The sequence below is a fragment of the Pseudarthrobacter sp. B4EP4b genome (assembly GCF_006680095.1).
In the GTDB taxonomy this organism is placed as follows: domain Bacteria; phylum Actinomycetota; class Actinomycetes; order Actinomycetales; family Micrococcaceae; genus Arthrobacter.
In genome coordinates, this window is sequence record NZ_VHIJ01000041.1 from 41,524 (window position 1) to 59,702 (window position 18,179).

The following is an 18,179-nucleotide window of genomic DNA, read 5'->3' on the forward strand; positions in this document are numbered from 1 at the left end:
TTCGCCTAGAAACCGGTTTCCGAACGGTTCCAATCCTTGTTCGCTGCGCTGGATACTGTCAACCCCTGGGCGAGCGAAAACCTGCGAGCTACCTCTTGACCCTCCGCGGCCGTCCTTGATACGTTTCACGAAACCGCTTTCTGACCCGGAAGAAGCTTGCCCAATGACGCGTAAAGTTTTAGGAAGAATCCGTAAATCAGTCGCCATGCTCACTGCACTGGGCCTTCTGGGCGTCACTGCAGGATGCTCCAGCGCCCCATCCAACCAGCCTGAGGACGGCCCTGTTGAAATCCGTTTCTCCTGGTGGGGCAACGCAGGGCGGGCGGAGCTGACCAACAAAGCCATCGCCGAATTCGAGGCCGCCAACCCCAACATCAAGGTCAAGCCCGAATACGGGGACATCGGCGGGTACTTTGACAAGCTGGCAACGCAGGTAGCGGCCAATGATGCCCCTGACGTGATCACCATGGGCGGGGCTTATCCGGCCGAATACGCCAACCGGGGGGCTCTCCTGGATCTCAGCAAGGTCAGCGGTTCCCTGGACCTGTCAAAGATGGACCAGGGCGCGCTGGAGAACGGCCAGGTCCAAGGGAAGCAGTACGGCGTATCCACCGGCGCCAATGCCTTGTCAATCGTCGCCAACCCTGCGGTCTTCCAGGCTGCCGGTGTTGCCATTCCGGATGACAGCACATGGAGTTGGGACGATTTCGCGAAGGCCGCCTCGGACGTAACCGCCAAGAGCCCCAAAGGCACGTACGGAACGGCAACGGTCCTCACCCACGATTCGCTGGACGCCTTCGCCCGGCAGCACGGCCAGTCGCTGTACACCCAGGACGGCCGGCTCGGACTGGACCAGGACACGGTCCGGGACTATTTCGATTACAGCTTGAAGCTGAGCGAGTCCGGCGCTGCGCCCAGTGCATCAGAGACAGTGGAGAAGCTCAACGTGAGTACAGAGCAGACCCTGATGGGCATGGGCAAAGCAGCCATGATGCTCACCTGGAGCAACTCGCTGTCCGCGCTCAGCAAGGCATCGGGTGCGGATTTGAAGCTGCTCAAGCTTCCCGGCGAAAACCCCACCCCGGGGATCTGGCTGCAGTCCTCACAGTTCTATACCATCTCCGCCCGGAGCAAGCATACGGACGCTGCCGCGAAACTGGTCAGCTTCCTGGTGAACAACGAGTCAGCCGCCCAAATCATCCAGAGCGACCGCGGGGTCCCCAGTAACCCGGAAATGCGCAGCGCCATCAAGGACCTCCTGACGCCGCAGGGCAAGGTGGAGGCGGACTACATAGATGCGATCGGGAAGATGGACTTCGCCCCCACCTTCATCGGACCCACAGGATCCACTGCTGTCTCCGAGATCACGGCCCGCATCAACACGGAAGTCCTGTTCAAGCGGCTGACGCCTGAAAAGGCGGCGGAACAATGGCTCAGCGAAAGTAAGGCCGCCATCGGCAAATAACCGCGTACGCGGCCCGTTGCCCTGTCCCCGCGGGCAGGCTACTGGGCCGCGTCGAGGTATTGATCGGCCCAGGCAGCGATGATCCGTGCCGCCCGTGCCGCCTGGCCCTTCCCGGTGAGGAGGTGGTCACTGCCTTCCAGCGAGACAAAGTTCCGCGGATGCCGGGCGGTCTGAAAGATGGTGCTGGCGTTTTCGATCCCCACGGTGTTGTCCGTGGGGGAGTGCAGAACCATCAGCGGCTTGTGCAGCTGCTTGATGCAGTCCGTCAGGTCCGCATTTTCCAGGTCCTCCACAAAATGCTTGCGGATCTCCACCCGCTTCCCGCCGAGGTCCACCTCGGCGCTGCCTTCGCTGAGGATCTTGTCCATTGCGGCGTCGAACACGTGGGCCACATGCTTGGGTGAGAACGGGGCGCCAACGGTAGCGACGGCGTCGAGCTCGGGAATCTCCCGTGCTGCGGCGAGCACTGCCGCGCCGCCGAAGGAGTGGCCTACCAGGAGGGAAATCTCTTTCCCCTCGCTGCGCATGAACTCGGCTGCCTTGACGGTGTCCGCCACCTTGTGGCTGAACGAGCCCGCGGACCACTCGCCGGCCGATCCGCCCAGGCCCAGGTTGTCGAACCGCAGCATACCCACGCCGCTGTCCGCCAGCGCCTTGCACATCCTCGACGCGGACGGCGCATCCTTACCCAGCGTGAACCCGTGGGAGAAGACCCCCCAGCCCTTGACCGGGCCCTCCGGAATATCAATGATGCCGGAGAGCATTTCGCCGGTGGAACCGGCAAACGAGACTTTTTCGGAGCGGGACATGGCGAGCCCTTTCAATTAAAGCAACGCGGGGTCACTTCCGGCCCAATTCCGGGGGAGGATTGGGCGCGGAGTGACCCCGCGTTGCTCACGCTTGGCAGAAACTAGATCTTGCGGGAGAGGATGGCCTGCTTGACCTCTTGGATGGCCTGGGTGACCTGGATGCCGCGGGGGCATGCTTCGGAGCAGTTGAAGGTGGTGCGGCAGCGCCACACGCCTTCCTTGTCGTTGAGGATCTCCAGGCGCATGTCGCCGGCATCATCCCGGGAGTCGAAGATGAAGCGGTGCGCGTTGACGATCGCCGCCGGCCCGAAGTACTGGCCGTCGGTCCAGAACACGGGGCAGGAGGACGTGCAGGCAGCGCACAGGATGCACTTGGTGGTGTCATCGAAGCGCTCACGGTCCTCGGCGGACTGCAGGCGTTCCCGGGTGGGCTCGTGGCCCTTGTTAATGAGGAACGGCATCACTTCGCGGTAGGACTGGAAGAACGGTTCCATGTCCACGATGAGGTCCTTCTCCACAGGCAGGCCCTTGATGGGTTCCACCGTGATGGGCTTGGACGTGTCCAGGTCCTTCAGGAGCGTCTTGCAGGCGAGGCGGTTGCGGCCGTTGATGCGCATGGCATCGGAACCACAGACACCGTGGGCGCAGGAGCGGCGGAAGGAGAGGCTGCCGTCGATTTCCCATTTGACCTTGTGCAGGGCATCCAGGACGCGGTCCGTGCCGTACATGGTCAGGTTGTAGTCATCCCAGGTGGCCTCGCCGGAAACCTCCGGGTTGTACCGGCGCACGCGCAGGTGCACATCGAACGTGGGGATTTCGCCGCCACCGCCGACGCCGGCAGGCAGTTCAATCTTTGAGGCTGGCTCAGCGATTTCAGCGGTCATCTTAGTACTTCCTCACCATCGGCTCGTAGCGGGTAAAGACAACCGGCTTGGTGGCCAGGCGGATGCCGGCAATTGATTCTGCCGATCCGTCTGCCGGGGCGTGGTCGTCCTTGTACGCCATGGAGTGCTTCATGAATTTCTCGTCGTCGCGTTCCGGGAAGTCCTCGCGGAAGTGTCCGCCGCGGGATTCCTCACGGTGCAGGGCCGCCACGGTCATCACCTTGGCCAGCTCCAGCAGGAAGCCGAGTTCAACGGCCTCGAGCAGGTCAAGGTTGAAGCGCTTCCCCTTGTCCTGGACGTTGATGCGCTTGTAGCGCTCCTCGAAGGAGGCGATGTCGCGCAGGACCTGGTTCAGGGTGTCCGCGGTGCGGAACACCTGCATGTTGGCGTCCATGGTGTCCTGCAGTTCCTTGCGGATCTGGGCCACCTTTTCGTCGCCGGTGCCGTTGCGGGCGATGTCCAGCAGCTCGGTGGTGTACGCCAGCGGGTTCTCTGGCAGTTCCACGTAGTCGGCCGTCTTGGCGTACTCGGCTGCGGCAATGCCGGCGCGCTTACCGAAGACGTTGATGTCCAGCAGCGAGTTGGTGCCCAGGCGGTTGGAGCCGTGGACGGAGACGCAGGCAACCTCGCCGGCCGCGTAGAGGCCGGGGACCACGGTGTCGTTGTCCTGCAGGACCTCGGTGGTGATGTTGGTGGGGATGCCGCCCATGGCGTAGTGCGCGGTGGGGAACACGGGAACGGGCTCCGTGTACGGCTCCACGCCCAGGTAGGTGCGGGCGAACTCGGTGATGTCCGGGAGCTTGGCATCGATGTGGGCCGGCTCAAGGTGCGTGAGGTCCAGGAGGACGTAGTCCTTGTTCGGGCCGCAGCCGCGGCCTTCACGGACCTCGTTGGCCATGGAACGGGCCACGATGTCACGCGGGGCCAAGTCCTTGATGGTGGGCGCGTAGCGCTCCATGAAGCGCTCACCTTCCGAGTTGCGCAGGATGGCGCCTTCGCCGCGGGCGGCTTCGGAGAGGAGGATGCCCAGGCCGGCGAGGCCGGTCGGGTGGAACTGGAAGAACTCCATGTCTTCCAGCGGGATACCGCGGCGGAAGGCGATGCCCATGCCGTCACCGGTGAGGGTGTGGGCGTTGGAGGTGGTCTTGAAGACCTTGCCGGCACCGCCGGAGGCGAACACCACGGACTTGGCCTGGAAGACGTGCAGTTCGCCGGAGGCGAGGTCGTAGGAGACTACGCCGGCAACGCGCTTCTGCTTGTACGGCGTGCCGTCCTCGCGCACTGCGTCCTCTTCGACCGTCAGCAGGTCCAGGACGTAGTACTCGTTGTAGAACTCAACGTTGTGCTTGACGCAGTTTTGGTACAGCGTCTGCAGGATCATGTGGCCGGTGCGGTCTGCGGCATAGCAGGCGCGGCGGACGGGGGCCTTGCCGTGGTCGCGGGTGTGGCCGCCGAACCGGCGCTGGTCAATCCGTCCTTCGGGCGTGCGGTTGAACGGCAGGCCCATTTTTTCCAGGTCGAGCACGGCGTCGATGGCTTCCTTGGCCATGACCTCCGCGGCATCCTGGTCCACCAGGTAGTCACCGCCCTTGACGGTGTCGAACGTGTGCCACTCCCAGTTGTCTTCCTCGACATTGGCCAGGGCTGCACACATGCCACCCTGCGCCGCACCCGTGTGCGAGCGGGTGGGGTAGAGCTTGGTCAGTACTGCTGTGCGGGCGCGTTGACCGGATTCGATCGCGGCGCGCATGCCAGCGCCACCGGCACCGACGATGACGACGTCGTACTTATGGACCTGCATACCAGACGCTCTTTCTCTCAAAATTCGCAATAAAACAACGGGCGGGCGTTGCCTGCTCCGCAAAACAAGGCCCGCGGTTTATACCCGCGGGCCCGGGAGGTTGCCGGTGCTAGGCAGGGCAGAAGCCGCCGGGCAGGGGCACGCCGTCGACGACGGGGCAAGGGTTGAAGGTGAAGATCACCAGGGTGCCCAGGACGATGATGACGACGGTGGCTGAGTAGAGGACCGTCTTCAGCCAGCGGCGGCTTGAGTCCTTCTCGGCATAGTCATTGATGATGGTGCGCACGCCGTTGGTGCCGTGCAGCATGGCCAGCCACAGCATGGCGAGGTCCCAGAACTGCCAGAACGGGTCCGCCCACTTACCGGCCACAAAACCGAAGTCGATGGCGTGGATGCCCTCGCCCACCATGAGGTTCACGAACAGGTGGCCGAAGATCAGGACCACAAGAACCACGCCGGAGAGCCGCATGAACAGCCAGGCGATCATTTCGAAGTTGCCGCGGCTTCCGCCGGTGCGGCGGTACTGGGGCGCGATCCGCCCGCTGCGCGGGCTCTCAATCGTTGCTGACATGGCTAGTGACCTCCGAGCGCGAGGGACAGGTGGCGGATGGAGAAGGCGACCATGGTGACCACCCAGAGTCCGAGCACTGCCCAGAGCATCTGGCGCTGGTACTTGGCACCCTTCTTCCAGAAGTCCACCGCAATGATGCGCAGGCCGTTAAAGGCGTGGAAGACGATGGCCGCAACAAGGCCGGTCTCGCCCAGGGCCATGAGGGGGTTCTTGTAGGCACCGATCACCGCGGTGTAGGCCTCGGGAGACACGCGCACCAAGGAGGTGTCCAACACGTGGACCAACAAGAAGAAAAAGATCACTACACCGGTAATACGGTGTCCTACCCAGGACCACATGCCTTCACGGCCGCGGTACAAGGTGCCAGCTGGTTTTGTCGGCACTGATAAACCTCCCTGCAACACAGCGGCGCTGGCATGAGATCCACGCGGGGGGAACGCCTGCTGCGAGAGCACTCGTAGCTCAGGCCTAAATCTAGGCTTCGCTCACAGCTTATTCAATTTAGGAACTCCTTGGTGCCCAGCAACGGCAAGGATTTTCAGGATTAATGAGACAAACACCACAATCGCTCGTCCGGATGAAGTCCGGGCGCCTGCCGCCAGGGCCCATAAGGGGCCCCGGCGCGCGGTCGGCTAAAGTAGGCCTTGATGAGTACAGACAAAGTGACAAGCCCGGTATCACCCCTTGACCGCTTCATTGCGGTGATCCCGGCCGGCGGCGTGGGGACCCGCCTTTGGCCCCTGTCGCGAGCCGCAGCTCCCAAGTTCCTTCACGATCTCACCGGCTCGGGCAGTACATTGCTGCGCGCCACCTATGACCGGCTGCACCCGCTGGCCGGAACCCGGGTGCTGGTGGTCACCGGCAAGGCCCATCGTGACGCCGTGTGCCGCCAGCTTCCGGAAGTCCAGGACGGCGACCTGGTCCTCGAGTCCGAACCCAAGGATTCCGGTGCCGCCATTGGGCTTGCCGCCGCCATCCTGCACGAACGGGATCCGGACACCATCATGGGTTCCTTCGCCGCTGACCAGGTGATCAGCCCGGACGACCTCTTCCAGCAGGCAGTCCGTGAGGCCATCCACACTGCCGCCGCCGGCAAGATCGTCACCATCGGCATCAAGCCCACCCACCCCTCAACAGGGTTCGGGTACATCCGTTCCGGCCAGGACCTGCACATTGACGGCGCGCCCAGCGCCCAGGACGTGGTGGAGTTCGTCGAAAAGCCGAACGAGGAAGTAGCCCAGCAGTACGTGGACAGCGGCAACTACGTGTGGAACGCCGGCATGTTCGTAGCCCCCGTTGCCCTCCTGCTCAAGCACCTTGAGGCCAACCAGCCCGAGCTGTTCCAGGGCCTGCAGGAGATTGCCCGCGCCTGGGACACTCCTGCCCGTGACGAGGTCACTGCCCGCATCTGGCCCACCCTGCCGAAGATCGCGATCGACTATGCGGTTGCCGAGCCTGCCGCCGAAGCCGGGGACGTCGCCGTCGTGCCCGGGTCCTTCCGCTGGGACGACGTCGGCGACTTCGCCTCCGTGGGCCGCCTCAACAGTGCCAAGGAAGTGGACGACGTTACCGTTCTCGGTGAGGGCGCCCGCGTGTTCACCGAGAACTCCAGCGGTGTGGTGGTGACCGACACCAAGCGCGTCATCGCCCTGATCGGAATCCAGGATGTTGTCATCGTGGATACCCCGGATGCCCTGCTGGTGACCACCATGGCCAACTCGCAGCGGGTCAAGGCCGCCGTCGACGCCCTGAAAGCCAGCGGCGACACCGACGTTCTCTAGGCAGTGGCGGTCCCTGCGATGTAACGCGGGGACCGCGATGGCCCGTAATCCGGCGACCCTCGCTAGAGTGAAGCAGTGCGCAATTACACTACGGAAGCCGAGCCCACCGCGCTGGTGGCACCCTGGCTTGAGCCGCTCCTGCCGGAACTGATCGATTTCCGCCGGGACCTGCATGCGCACCCGGAACTGTCCTTCAAGGAATTCCGGACCACGGACAAGCTGGCCGAACGGCTCGAAGCCGCAGGCCTCACCCCCCGCCGGCTGGAGGGCACTGGACTTACCGTGGATGTGGGCGAGGGGCCGATCGCCACTGCCCTGCGCGGAGACATCGATGCGCTGCCCATCATCGAGGAGACAGGCCTGCCCTTCGCCTCGAAAAACCATGGCGTAACGCACGCCTGCGGCCACGACGTCCACACCACCACCATGCTGGGCATCGCCCTGGTGCTGCACCGCATGCACCAGGACGAACCGCTCGGCGCCACCGTCCGCATCATCTTCCAGCCCGCCGAGGAAACCATGCCCGGCGGCGCGCACGCGTGCATCGAGCAGGGCGTGCTGGACGGGGTTCCCCGCATCCTGGCCCTGCACTGCGATCCGCGCATCGACGTAGGCAAGATCGGTACGCGCATCGGCGCCATCACCTCCGCCTCGGACACCATCCGGATCGAGCTCTCCGGCCGCGGCGGCCACACCTCGCGCCCGCACCTGACCGAGGACCTCGTGTTCGCCCTGGCGCAGATCGCCGTCAATGTGCCGGCAGTCCTGTCCCGCCGGGTGGATGTCCGCAGCGGGGTTTCAGTGGTGTGGGGCCAGATCTCGGCCGGCTCCGCTCCGAACGCCATCCCCGGCACCGGCTACATGGCCGGAACCATGCGCTGCCTGGACCGCGAGGCATGGCACGCCGCCGGTGAACTGCTGGACGAAGTGGTGCATCAGGTGGCCGCCCCGTACGGCGTGGACGTGCGGCTGGAGCACACCAGGGGAGTGCCGCCTGTGGTGAACTCCGAGCATGAAACAGCCATCATCGAGGCATCCGCCCGGGCCGAAATCGGTGAAAGCGCCGTGGTGCTGACTCCGCAGTCCATGGGCGGGGAGGACTTCGCCTGGTTCCTCGCGGAGCTTCCGGGCGCCATGATGCGGCTCGGCACCAAAACCCCCGGCGGTGAGGAATACGATCTTCACCGCGGCGACTACATCCTGGACGAACGGGCCCTGGGCCTCGGCATCCGGGTGCTCACGGCTGCGGCGCTGCGCACCATCCGCGACCTTTAGCGGCGGCGGCACGCGCCGCCGTCGTACTTTCTAAAACCACAACGGAGCTTCCCCAGTTAGGCTCAGTAAGTTGTGCACAATCTAGTTGCGCGCTATGGTTGTGGCATGACTGATGTTCCCCGGCTGAACCGCCAGGTGTGCTTTGCGCTCTACTCCGCATCCCGTGCCGCCACCGCCGTCTACCGGCCTGTCCTCGAAGAGCTGGGCCTCACGTATCCGCAGTACCTGGTGATGCTGGTGCTGTGGGAAAGCGAGCCGCGCGGCGTGAAGGAACTGGGCGAAGAGCTTGGACTGGACTCGGGCACCCTGTCACCCCTGCTCAAGCGCCTGGAATCGCTGGGGCTTGTGGAGCGCCGGCGGTCCGAAGAGGACGAACGCCGGGTCGCCATCCACCTGACGCCGGCCGGCCGGGAGCTGAGCGGAAAGGCCGGCGCCATCCCGCAGCGGCTGGCGGACGCCGCCGGGCTGACAGCCAACGAACTGGACCAGCTGCGCGACACCCTGGGCCGGCTGACGGCCGCCCTGCACAACGCGCTCTGACATTGAAGATTTCAACCCACAACAGGACGGAAACACCGTGAAACCCCTTTACACTGCAGAGGCGCTTGCCTCCGGCGAAGGCCGCGACGGCAACGCACGTACCAACGACGGCAAACTGGACGTCACCCTTTCAAGCCCCGTGGAGCTTGGTGGAACCGGCGAGGGCACCAACCCCGAACAGCTCTTCGCTGCCGGCTACGCCGCCTGCTTCCACTCCGCGCTCCGGCTGGTGGGCCGCAAGGAACGCGCGGACCTGACCGATTCGGCAGTGGCCGCCAAGGTCCACCTCGGACAGCTGGACACCGCAGGTTTCGGGCTGGCGGCGGAACTGGAGATCGCCCTGCCGGCACTGGACCTGGCCACCGCTGAGGCGCTCGTGGCCAAAGCCCATGAAATCTGCCCCTACTCCAATGCCACCCGCGGAAACATCACCGTGGACCTGAAGATCCTGGAGTACGCCGCATGAGCGTTGCAACGCTTCCCGCAACCACCCGTGAAATCCAGCTGGCTTCCCGGCCCGCGGGCCCGCCGGTTCCGGAGAACTTCCGGCTTACCGAGTCACCGTTGCCGGAACTCCAGGACGGCCAGGTCCTGGTCCGCAACCTCTTTATGTCCGTCGATCCCTACATGCGCGGGCGCATGAATGACGTCAAGTCCTATTCCGCGCCCTTCGCGCTGGACAAGGCGCTCGACGGCGGCGCCGTGGGGGAGGTGATTGCCTCCCGTTCGGAGCGCCATCACGAAGGCGACGTGGTGGTGCATCCCCTGGGCTGGCGCGAATACGCAGTAGTAGACGCTGCCGCAGCCACGCCCGCACGCACCGACCTCGCCCCCGCGTCCGCTTTCCTCGGTGCACTGGGCATGACGGGGCTGACGGCCTACGCCGGCCTGCTCAAGGTCGCAGAGTTCAAAGCCGGGGACGCCGTGTTCGTCTCGGGCGCGGCCGGCGCCGTGGGCTCACTGGTGGGCCAGATCGCCAAAGCCATGGGCGCATCCCGCGTGATTGGTTCCGCGGGCACGCCTGCCAAGGTGGCCCGGCTGCTGGAACTCGGCTTTGACGCTGCCTTCGACTACCACGACGGTCCGGTGCTGGAGCAGCTGCAGAAGGCAGCCGGTCCCGGCGGCATCGACGTCTACTTCGACAATGTGGGTGGCGAGCACCTGGAAGCGGCACTGGCCACGCTCAACGTCGGCGGGCGGGTGGCGATGTGCGGCGCCATTGCACAGTACAACTCCACCGAACCCACTCCGGCGCCCCACAACCTGATGCTCGCCATCGGCAAGCAGCTCACCCTTAGGGGCTTCCTGGTGGGCGGCCAGCGGCAGCACGCCGCGGAATTCGCCGAAAAGATGGCGGGCTGGCTCGCAGACGGCACTGTCCGCTACGACGAGACCATCCTGGACGGGCTCGAGAATGCCCCGCAGGCGTTTATGGACCTGCTCGACGGCGCCAACACCGGCAAGATGCTGGTCCGCCTCTGACGGCTGTCCGGCAGCTGAACAACAGTAGGGGGCCGCACCCAAGTGCGGCCCCCTACTGATTGGTAACAACTTGTAAACAATCTCCGGAATGGGGTCCTGGTGTGCTACGGAGACGTGGCACAGGCCACTAAAGTAGGTGCAATCAGTGCGCTCCGGCGCAGTGCTGCGGGCTGTCAGTGAAAACAGAATTTCAGTGCAGAAACGGACACTCATTGAATTCGAGCCGTAGCGCCACTCTCTTCATCCTGGAGGAAAATTGAAGACATCACTGCGTGCACAATTCAAGCGCGGTTCCATGGCAGGCCTGGCTACCGTCAGCGCCTCTGCCCTTCTGTTGACCGCCTGCGGCGCAGCCCCTGAAGCCGGAAGCACCTCATCCGCCGGTGCCAGCGACTACACCGGCTGCATCGTCTCCGACTCCGGTGGATTCGACGACCAGTCCTTCAACCAGTCCTCCTACGAGGGCCTGAAAAAGTCCGAGAAGGACCTGGGGATCAAGGTCAACCAGGTGGAGTCCAAGACCAACAACGACTTCGAGCCCAACCTCCGCGCCATGGTCACGGCAGGATGCGACCTGACCGTCACCGTCGGCTTCCTGCTGGGTGACGCCACCAAGAAACAGGCCACTGACAACCCGGACAGCCACTTCGCCATCATCGACTTCGGCTACGCGACCCCCATCAGCAACGTCAAGCCGATCATCTACGACACCGCCCAGGCAGCGTTCCTGGCCGGCTACCTGGCAGCCGGCACCACCAAGACCGGCACGGTGGCCACCTTCGGCGGCATCAAGATCCCCACCGTCACCATCTTTATGGACGGCTATGCCGACGGCGTGAAGTACTACAACCAGCAAAAGGGCAAGGACGTCAAGCTCCTTGGCTGGAACAAGGAAGCCCAGGACGGCAGCTTCACCGGCGACTTCGAGAAGCAGGACGTGGGCAAGCAGCTCACCCAGAACTTCCTGGACCAGGGCGCCGATATCGTGATGCCGGTGGCCGGCCCGGTGGGCAAGGGAGCCGGTGCGGCGTTGAAGGAAGCCAAGGCAGCGGGTAAGGACGTCAAGCTGATCTGGGTTGACTCCGACGGCTACCTCACCGCACCCGACTACAAGGACATCATGCTGTCCTCGGTGATGAAGCAGATGGGCGAGGCCGTGGAAACCGTGGTCAAGGAGGACAAAGACGGCAAATTCAGCAATACCCCGTACGTTGGCACGCTGGCCAACGACGGCGTGCAGCTGGCCCCGTTCCACGACCTTGAGTCCCAGGTCCCGGCGGACCTGAAGTCCGAACTGGACCAGATCAAGAAGGACATCGTGGACGGCAAGCTGAAGGTCGAGTCGGCAGCCAGCCCCAAAGCCTGACCCTGCATGTAGCGCCGCCGCCCGGCTGGTCGATGACCGGCCGGGCGGCGGTGCTTTTTGCTGCTGCCTGCCGCATTTGGGCTACCGCCCGCTCATCCCAGGACTGCAACCACTAGGCTGGTGCTGCAGCCACATATCCCGTCCGGTCGATCACTGGACGCTTCGAGATTGGTCAGAGTTTTGAAACTTGAACTCAGAGGAATCACCAAACGCTTTGGGACCCTGCTCGCCAACGATCACATCGACGTGGTGGTTGAACCCGGCCAGATCCACTGCCTGCTGGGCGAGAACGGGGCCGGCAAATCAACCCTGATGAATGTGCTGTACGGCCTGTATGAGCCGTCCGAAGGTGAAATCCTCATCGATGGTAAAGCCGTTTCCTTCCGCGGCCCGGGCGATGCCATGGCGGCCGGGATCGGCATGGTGCACCAGCACTTCATGCTGGTCCCCGTTTTCACGGTCGCCGAGAATGTGGCCCTCGGCGCCGAACCCACCAAGGCCGCCGGCTTCCTGAACCTGGACGAGACCCGGCGCCGGATCAAGGAAATCTCAGACCAGTATGGCTTCGACGTTGATCCTGACGCCCTGGTGGAGGACCTGCCCGTGGGCGTCCAGCAGCGTGTTGAAATCATCAAGGCGCTGGTGCGCAACGCCAAGGTCCTGATCCTCGATGAACCCACCGCTGTGCTGACGCCGCAGGAAACGGACGAGCTCCTGGACATCATGCGCCAGCTTAAGTCCGGCGGCACGTCCATCGTCTTCATCTCGCACAAGCTGCGGGAAGTGAAGGAAGTCTCGGACACCATCACGGTGATCCGGCGCGGAAAGGTGGTGGGGGAAGCCAGTCCCACCGCACCCACCGCAGAGCTTGCCTCCATGATGGTGGGGCGCGCCGTCAGCCTGAACCTGGACAAGGCACCGGCCCAGCCGAAGGAAAAGACCTTCGAGGTCCGGGACCTCACCGTCATCGCACCCAGCGGCCACCACGTGGTGGACGGCCTCAGCTTCGATATTGCCCGCGGCGAAATCGTGGCAGTGGCCGGGGTGCAGGGCAACGGCCAGACCGAACTCACCGAAGCCATCCTCGGCCTCCAGGACCGTGTATCGGGTTCCATCACACTGGACGGCAAGGAGTTGCTGGGCCGGTCGGTCAAGGAAGTCCTGAACGCAGGCGTCGGCTTCGTTCCGGAGGACCGCAAGGTGGACGGACTGGTGGGCACGTTCTCTGTAGCGGAGAACCTGGTCCTGGACCTCTACGACAAGCCCCCGTTCGCCAAGGGCATCAGCATGAGCCCGGCGAAGATCCTGGAAAACGCCAAGGCGCGCATTGGCGAGTTTGACGTGCGGACGCCCTCCGCCGTCGCCGCCGCCGGCACACTCTCCGGCGGCAACCAGCAGAAAGTGGTGATGGCGCGCGAGCTTTCCCGGCCACTGCGCCTCTTCATCGCCTCACAGCCCACCCGCGGCGTGGATGTGGGTTCCATCGAGTTCCTGCACCGCCGGATCGTGGCCGAGCGGGATCAGGGCACACCGGTGATGATCATTTCCACTGAGCTGGACGAGGTCATGGAACTGGCGGACCGGATCGCCGTGATTTACAAAGGCAAACTGGTGGGCATCGTTCCGGCCGGCACCGGCCGCGACGTCCTGGGCCTCATGATGGCGGGAATCCCGCCGGAGGAACATACGCCTGTGCCGCAACCAGGGCCGGCATCCACCGCTGCTGCCACGTCCTCCACGTCTGACGCCGAAGGAGGCGACCATGTCTGACAAGCATCCCCCCAAGCACGCGGCCGGTGAACCCGGCCCCGGGGCAGAGGAGGCCACGCCCGCGGAAGACTCGACGGCCGCCGTGGTCTCCGTTGACACGGCCGGCGGTGCCATGGGGCCCTCCGCCGTCCCGGCCACTGCCCAGAGCGGTCAACTGCCGGGCGGCCCTGACACCGTTCTGCGCAGGATCTTCACCGGCAGCGGCATGGTTTCGGTCCTCGCCGTACTGCTGGCGCTCATCATCGGCGGACTCCTGATCGCCAGCACCGACAAGCAGGTGGCCACCACCTCCACGTACTTCTTCGCTCGTCCCACCGACTTCCTGGCGGCCGTCTGGAACGCCGCCACCCGCTCCTACATAGCACTGTTCCAAGGCTCGGTCTTCAACCCGCGCGGCAACAGCGTTGCCGCCCAGTTCGCGCCCTTCATGGAGACCCTCACCATCGCCACGCCGCTCATCACGGCCGGCCTCGGCGTCGCACTGGCCTTCCGCGCGGGCCTGTTCAACATCGGCGCCCAGGGCCAGATCATCGTGGCCGGCATCCTGGCAGCCTGGGTGGGCTTCGCGCTCCACCTTCCCGTGGGCCTGCACCTGCTGCTGGTCCTGGTGGCGGGCATCATCGGCGGCGCCTTCTGGGGCGGACTCGTAGGTGTCCTCAAGGCACGGACCGGCGCCCACGAGGTCATCCTGACCATCATGTTCAACTACATCGCGCTGTACTTCCTGCGGTACCTGCTGAACACGCCGGCCTTCCAGCGGCCGGGGGAGACCAACCCCATCTCGCCCATCCTGGACCCGAGCGCCGTGTACCCGCAGATTTTTGGCACGCAGTACCGCCTGCACCTCGGGTTCCTCCTGGCCATCGCGGCCACGGTCCTGGTGTGGTGGCTGCTGAACCGCTCCACCGTTGGCTTCGAATTCCGGGCCGTGGGCGCCAACCCCAAGGCTGCGCAGACCGCCGGCATCAACGTCTCCCGGTCCACCATCCTGGTGATGGCCATCGCCGGCGGGCTTGCCGGTATGTCCGGCGTGGCCCAGGTGGCGGGCACTGAGAAAGTCCTGACCGACGGCGTAGCCGCCACGTACGGATTCGACGCCATCACCGTTGCCCTCCTGGGACGTTCGACGCCGTGGGGCACCTTCGCCGCGGGCCTCCTGTTCGGCGCCTTCCGCGCAGGAGCCGTCCAGATGCAGATCCAGACCGGAACCCCCATCGACATCGTCCTGGTGGTCCAGTCCCTGATCGTGCTCTTTATTGCTGCACCGCCACTGGTCCGGGCCGTCTTCGGACTGAATCCCCGGCGGAAGAAGCAGGCCCGCACGGCCAAGTCCCGCAAGGCAGCAACCACCGGAGGTGCAGCATGAGCACAACAGTTTCCTCACCCCGGCCTGGAAAGCCCCAGCCGGACAGCACAGCATCAGATACCGGCCCAGCCGCCATCTCCACCAAACCCGTGACCTGGCGGACCCCGGTCCTGCTTACCTCCTTCGGGTTGATTGCCCTGGTCTTCTTCGGCCTGCTGGCACCCAACCAGACCGCCAGCTTCGGGATCTCCACCGGCGAGGACTTTTTCCAGCTGCCGGCACTGCAGGTCAATGCCTTTGCCGGCGGGATCGTCCTCTCAGTCCTCCTGCTGGGACTCGCCGGCTACGCCGTCTACCTCAAGACCAAGGGCAGGCCCGCTCCGGGCTGGCTGACGGTGGCGTTTATCGTCCTGTTCGTGGCCGCGTTCCTCATCTGGGTGGTGGGTGGCGCCCGGACCCCGAACATTTCCCTCGCCGGCCTTATTGCCGGGTCTGTCACCCTGGCGGTCCCGCTGGTGTTCGGCTCGCTGTCCGGCGTCCTGTGTGAGCGCGTGGGCGTGGTGAACATCGCCATCGAGGGCCAACTCCTGGGCGGCGCCTTCACCGCCGCCATCGTGGCCAGCATGACGCAGAACCCGTTCATCGGGCTGGCGGCCGCCGCCGTTGCCGGAGCCGTCGTGTCCATGGTGCTGGCGTTGTTCAGTATCAAATACCTCGTCAACCAGATCATCGTGGGCGTGGTGCTCAACGTCCTGGTCTCCGGTGTCACGGGATTCCTCTTCAGCACCGTGATGCAGGCCAACAAGGCCCAGTTCAATTCACCTCCCGGGCTGGACATCATCGAGATTCCCGTCCTGTCCAGCATTCCGATCATCGGTCCCATCCTGTTCCGCCAGTCCTTGGTGGGATACCTGATGTACATCGCGGTCCTGGTGGTCTGGGTAGGCCTGTTCAAAACCCGCTGGGGCCTGCGGGTCCGGGCCGTGGGTGAGCACCCGCAGGCTGCCGACACCCTGGGCATCAACGTCAACGCCACCCGGTTCTGGAACGTCACCCTGGGCGGGGCAGTGGCCGGCATCGGCGGGTCATTCTTCACCTTGGTGGCGATCGACAGCTTCACCAAGGAAATCTCCGGCGGGCGCGGCTTTATCGCGTTGGCCGCCCTGATCTTCGGCCGGTGGAACCCGATCGGAGCCTTCTTCGCCGCGCTGCTCTTCGGTTTCGCGGACAACCTGCAGAGCATCGTGACCATCATCGGAACCCCGGTACCCAGCCAGTTCATGGCCATGCTGCCCTACCTGGTGACAGTACTCGCCGTGGCCGGGTTGGTGGGCAGGTCCCGGGGCCCGGCGGCCAGCGGCATTCCCTATGTCAAGGGTTGACGCCGTGGCCGGAGCGATGGAACCGGACTGGTCCGCCCTGGAGGCTGCCGCCGTCGAGGCCATGCAGAAGGCCTACGTGCCTTATTCGAAGTTCCCGGTGGGGGCGGCGGCGCTGACCGAGGACGGCCGGATTGTCAGCGGCTGCAACGTTGAAAATGCCAGTTACGGGCTGACCCTCTGCGCTGAATGCGCGCTGGTGGGCAACCTGCACATGACCGGGGGCGGACTGCTCCGTGCCTTCTACTGCGTGGACGGCAACGGCAAGGTCCTGATGCCCTGTGGCCGCTGCCGCCAGCTGCTGTACGAATTCCGTGCGCCCGGCATGGAACTCATGACCACCCAAGGCATCAAGACCATGGACCAGGTGCTGCCCGACGCCTTCGGTCCCCAACACTTGGAGGAAACCCGGTGACAGATCCCCGCGCGCAGAACAACAACACCGCCGAAACGTTCGACGCCGTAGACATCATCCGCGTCAAGCGGGACAAAGGCACGCTCAGCCCCGAACAGATCGACTGGACCATCGACGCCTACACCAGGGGTGTCATCGCGGACGAGCAGATGGCCGCCCTGAACATGGCTATCCTGCTCAACGGCATGAACCACAGCGAGATAGCCCGGTGGACGGCCGCAATGATCGCCTCCGGCGAGCGGATGGACTTCTCCAGCCTGCGGCGGCCCGACGGCGGCCTGAAATACACCTCGGACAAGCACTCCACCGGCGGGGTGGGAGACAAGATCACCCTGCCCCTGGCGCCGCTCGTGGCCGTCTTCGGCGTTGCCGTTCCGCAGCTCTCCGGCCGTGGACTGGGGCACACCGGCGGCACCCTGGACAAGCTGGAGGCCATCCCCGGCTGGCGTGCCAGCCTCAGCAATGAGGAAATGCTGGCACAGCTGCAGAACGTGGGCGCAGTCATCTGCGCCGCCGGGGCCGGGCTGGCTCCCGCGGACAAAAAGCTGTACGCACTCCGCGACGTCACCGGCACCGTGGAGGCGATTCCGCTGATCGCATCCTCCATCATGAGCAAAAAGATCGCCGAGGGCACGGGCTCGCTGGTCCTGGACGTCAAGGTGGGCAGCGGCGCTTTTATGAAGGATGAGGCAAAGGCCCGCGAACTCGCCGAGACCATGGTGGCCCTGGGCAAGGACGCCGGGGTCAACACCGTGGCCCTCCTGACCAACATGAATACGCCGCTTGGACTCACCGCCGGCAACGCCATTGAAGTGGAGGAGTCCGTGGAGGTTCTGGCTGGCGGTGGTCCTGACGATGTGGTGGAGTTGACCGTCCGGCTCGCGGAGGAAATGCTCGCCGCCGCAGGAGTGCACGACGCCGATCCCGCCGCTGCGCTGAAGGACGGCCGCGCCATGGATGTCTGGAACCGAATGATCGAGGCCCAGGGCGGCGATCCGCGGGCCAAGCTGCCGGCGGCCCGGGAATCGGAGGTGGTTTACGCCCCGGCGGATGGCGTGCTGGTGGAGCTGGACGCCTTGGCCGTCGGGGTGGCCGCGTGGCGGCTCGGCGCTGGACGGGCGCGCAAGGAGGACGTAGTCCAGGCGGGTGCAGGGGTGCGCATGCATGCTAAGCCCGGCGCCGTGGTCCGGGCCGGCGAGCCACTGATGACCCTGCTGACCGATACCCCGGAACGCTTCGCCCGGGCCAAGGAAGCACTGGAGCATGCGGTGGTGATTGCGCCCGAGGGATCCAGGCCGGCGCAGCGCCTGATCATCGACCGCATAGCATAGGGTC

The 18,179-nt window shown here is 64.9% G+C and carries 17 protein-coding genes; 12 read left to right on the forward strand and 5 right to left on the reverse strand.

The window, feature by feature from the left end:
• The first annotated feature begins 163 nt into the window (after nucleotides 1–163).
• Complete coding sequence (locus FNL14_RS15625; protein ID WP_142061692.1) at nucleotides 164–1,465, forward strand: ABC transporter substrate-binding protein; 1,302 nt, start codon at nucleotides 164–166, stop codon at nucleotides 1,463–1,465.
• A gap of 38 nt (nucleotides 1,466–1,503) precedes the next feature.
• Here FNL14_RS15625 and FNL14_RS15630 read toward each other — a convergent pair whose 3' ends face one another.
• From FNL14_RS15630 to sdhC, 5 genes are all read right to left on the reverse strand, one after another.
• Nucleotides 1,504–2,274: a S9 family peptidase gene (locus FNL14_RS15630; protein ID WP_142061695.1), complete on the reverse strand. Its 771-nt coding sequence runs from the start codon at nucleotides 2,272–2,274 to the stop codon at nucleotides 1,504–1,506.
• A 101-nt stretch (nucleotides 2,275–2,375) separates the two neighbouring features.
• Entirely contained in the window at nucleotides 2,376–3,158 is a 783-nt protein-coding gene (locus FNL14_RS15635; RefSeq protein WP_091423158.1) for a succinate dehydrogenase iron-sulfur subunit, read from the reverse strand.
• A gap of 1 nt (nucleotide 3,159) precedes the next feature.
• Nucleotides 3,160–4,959, reverse strand: a complete 1,800-nt coding sequence (gene sdhA / locus FNL14_RS15640; protein ID WP_091423156.1) for a succinate dehydrogenase flavoprotein subunit — start codon at nucleotides 4,957–4,959, stop codon at nucleotides 3,160–3,162.
• Nucleotides 4,960–5,068: 109 nt separating this feature from the next.
• A complete protein-coding gene (locus FNL14_RS15645; protein WP_091423153.1) occupies nucleotides 5,069–5,530 on the reverse strand; it encodes a succinate dehydrogenase hydrophobic membrane anchor subunit in 462 nt (153 codons plus the stop codon).
• Nucleotides 5,531–5,532: 2 nt separating this feature from the next.
• The gene (gene sdhC, locus FNL14_RS15650) at nucleotides 5,533–5,913 is read right to left on the reverse strand and encodes a succinate dehydrogenase, cytochrome b556 subunit (RefSeq protein WP_015936418.1); all 381 of its coding nucleotides are present in this window, start codon (nucleotides 5,911–5,913) and stop codon (nucleotides 5,533–5,535) included.
• A 264-nt stretch (nucleotides 5,914–6,177) separates the two neighbouring features.
• On the opposite strand from sdhC, the gene FNL14_RS15655 reads away from it, so the two are divergent.
• The 11 genes from FNL14_RS15655 to FNL14_RS15705 all read left to right on the forward strand — a co-directional run bounded on the left by FNL14_RS15655 (nucleotide 6,178) and on the right by FNL14_RS15705 (nucleotide 18,175).
• Entirely contained in the window at nucleotides 6,178–7,311 is a 1,134-nt protein-coding gene (locus FNL14_RS15655; RefSeq protein ID WP_091423150.1) for a mannose-1-phosphate guanylyltransferase, read from the forward strand.
• 75 nt (nucleotides 7,312–7,386) lie between these two features.
• Nucleotides 7,387–8,586 (forward strand): amidohydrolase, encoded by a 1,200-nt coding sequence (locus tag FNL14_RS15660; protein ID WP_091423146.1) that lies wholly within the window; start codon nucleotides 7,387–7,389, stop codon nucleotides 8,584–8,586.
• A gap of 105 nt (nucleotides 8,587–8,691) precedes the next feature.
• Nucleotides 8,692–9,126 carry a MarR family winged helix-turn-helix transcriptional regulator gene (locus tag FNL14_RS15665; protein ID WP_142061698.1) on the forward strand — a complete coding sequence of 145 codons (435 nt, stop codon included), beginning with the start codon at nucleotides 8,692–8,694 and terminating at the stop codon, nucleotides 9,124–9,126.
• A 37-nt stretch (nucleotides 9,127–9,163) separates the two neighbouring features.
• Nucleotides 9,164–9,592, forward strand: coding sequence for an organic hydroperoxide resistance protein (locus FNL14_RS15670; RefSeq protein WP_142061701.1), 429 nt, complete (start codon nucleotides 9,164–9,166; stop codon nucleotides 9,590–9,592).
• Nucleotides 9,589–10,608 (forward strand): NADP-dependent oxidoreductase, encoded by a 1,020-nt coding sequence (locus FNL14_RS15675; RefSeq protein WP_142061704.1) that lies wholly within the window; start codon nucleotides 9,589–9,591, stop codon nucleotides 10,606–10,608. The genes FNL14_RS15670 and FNL14_RS15675 overlap by 4 nt, the downstream gene beginning before the upstream one ends.
• Before the next feature lie 295 nt (nucleotides 10,609–10,903).
• Complete coding sequence (locus FNL14_RS15680; RefSeq protein ID WP_091423252.1) at nucleotides 10,904–11,974, forward strand: BMP family protein; 1,071 nt, start codon at nucleotides 10,904–10,906, stop codon at nucleotides 11,972–11,974.
• 180 nt (nucleotides 11,975–12,154) lie between these two features.
• Nucleotides 12,155–13,744, forward strand: coding sequence for an ABC transporter ATP-binding protein (locus FNL14_RS15685; RefSeq protein WP_091423134.1), 1,590 nt, complete (start codon nucleotides 12,155–12,157; stop codon nucleotides 13,742–13,744).
• Nucleotides 13,737–15,110 (forward strand): ABC transporter permease, encoded by a 1,374-nt coding sequence (locus FNL14_RS15690; RefSeq protein ID WP_091423131.1) that lies wholly within the window; start codon nucleotides 13,737–13,739, stop codon nucleotides 15,108–15,110. Before FNL14_RS15685 ends, FNL14_RS15690 begins: the two co-directional genes overlap by 8 nt.
• The gene (locus tag FNL14_RS15695; protein WP_142061707.1) at nucleotides 15,107–16,432 is read left to right on the forward strand and encodes an ABC transporter permease; all 1,326 of its coding nucleotides are present in this window, start codon (nucleotides 15,107–15,109) and stop codon (nucleotides 16,430–16,432) included. Before FNL14_RS15690 ends, FNL14_RS15695 begins: the two co-directional genes overlap by 4 nt.
• Complete coding sequence (locus FNL14_RS15700) at nucleotides 16,419–16,844, forward strand: cytidine deaminase (protein ID WP_255470873.1); 426 nt, start codon at nucleotides 16,419–16,421, stop codon at nucleotides 16,842–16,844. The genes FNL14_RS15695 and FNL14_RS15700 overlap by 14 nt, the downstream gene beginning before the upstream one ends.
• Nucleotides 16,841–18,175, forward strand: a complete 1,335-nt coding sequence (locus FNL14_RS15705; RefSeq protein ID WP_142061710.1) for a thymidine phosphorylase — start codon at nucleotides 16,841–16,843, stop codon at nucleotides 18,173–18,175. The genes FNL14_RS15700 and FNL14_RS15705 overlap by 4 nt, the downstream gene beginning before the upstream one ends.
• The last annotated feature ends 4 nt before the right edge of the window (nucleotides 18,176–18,179 follow it).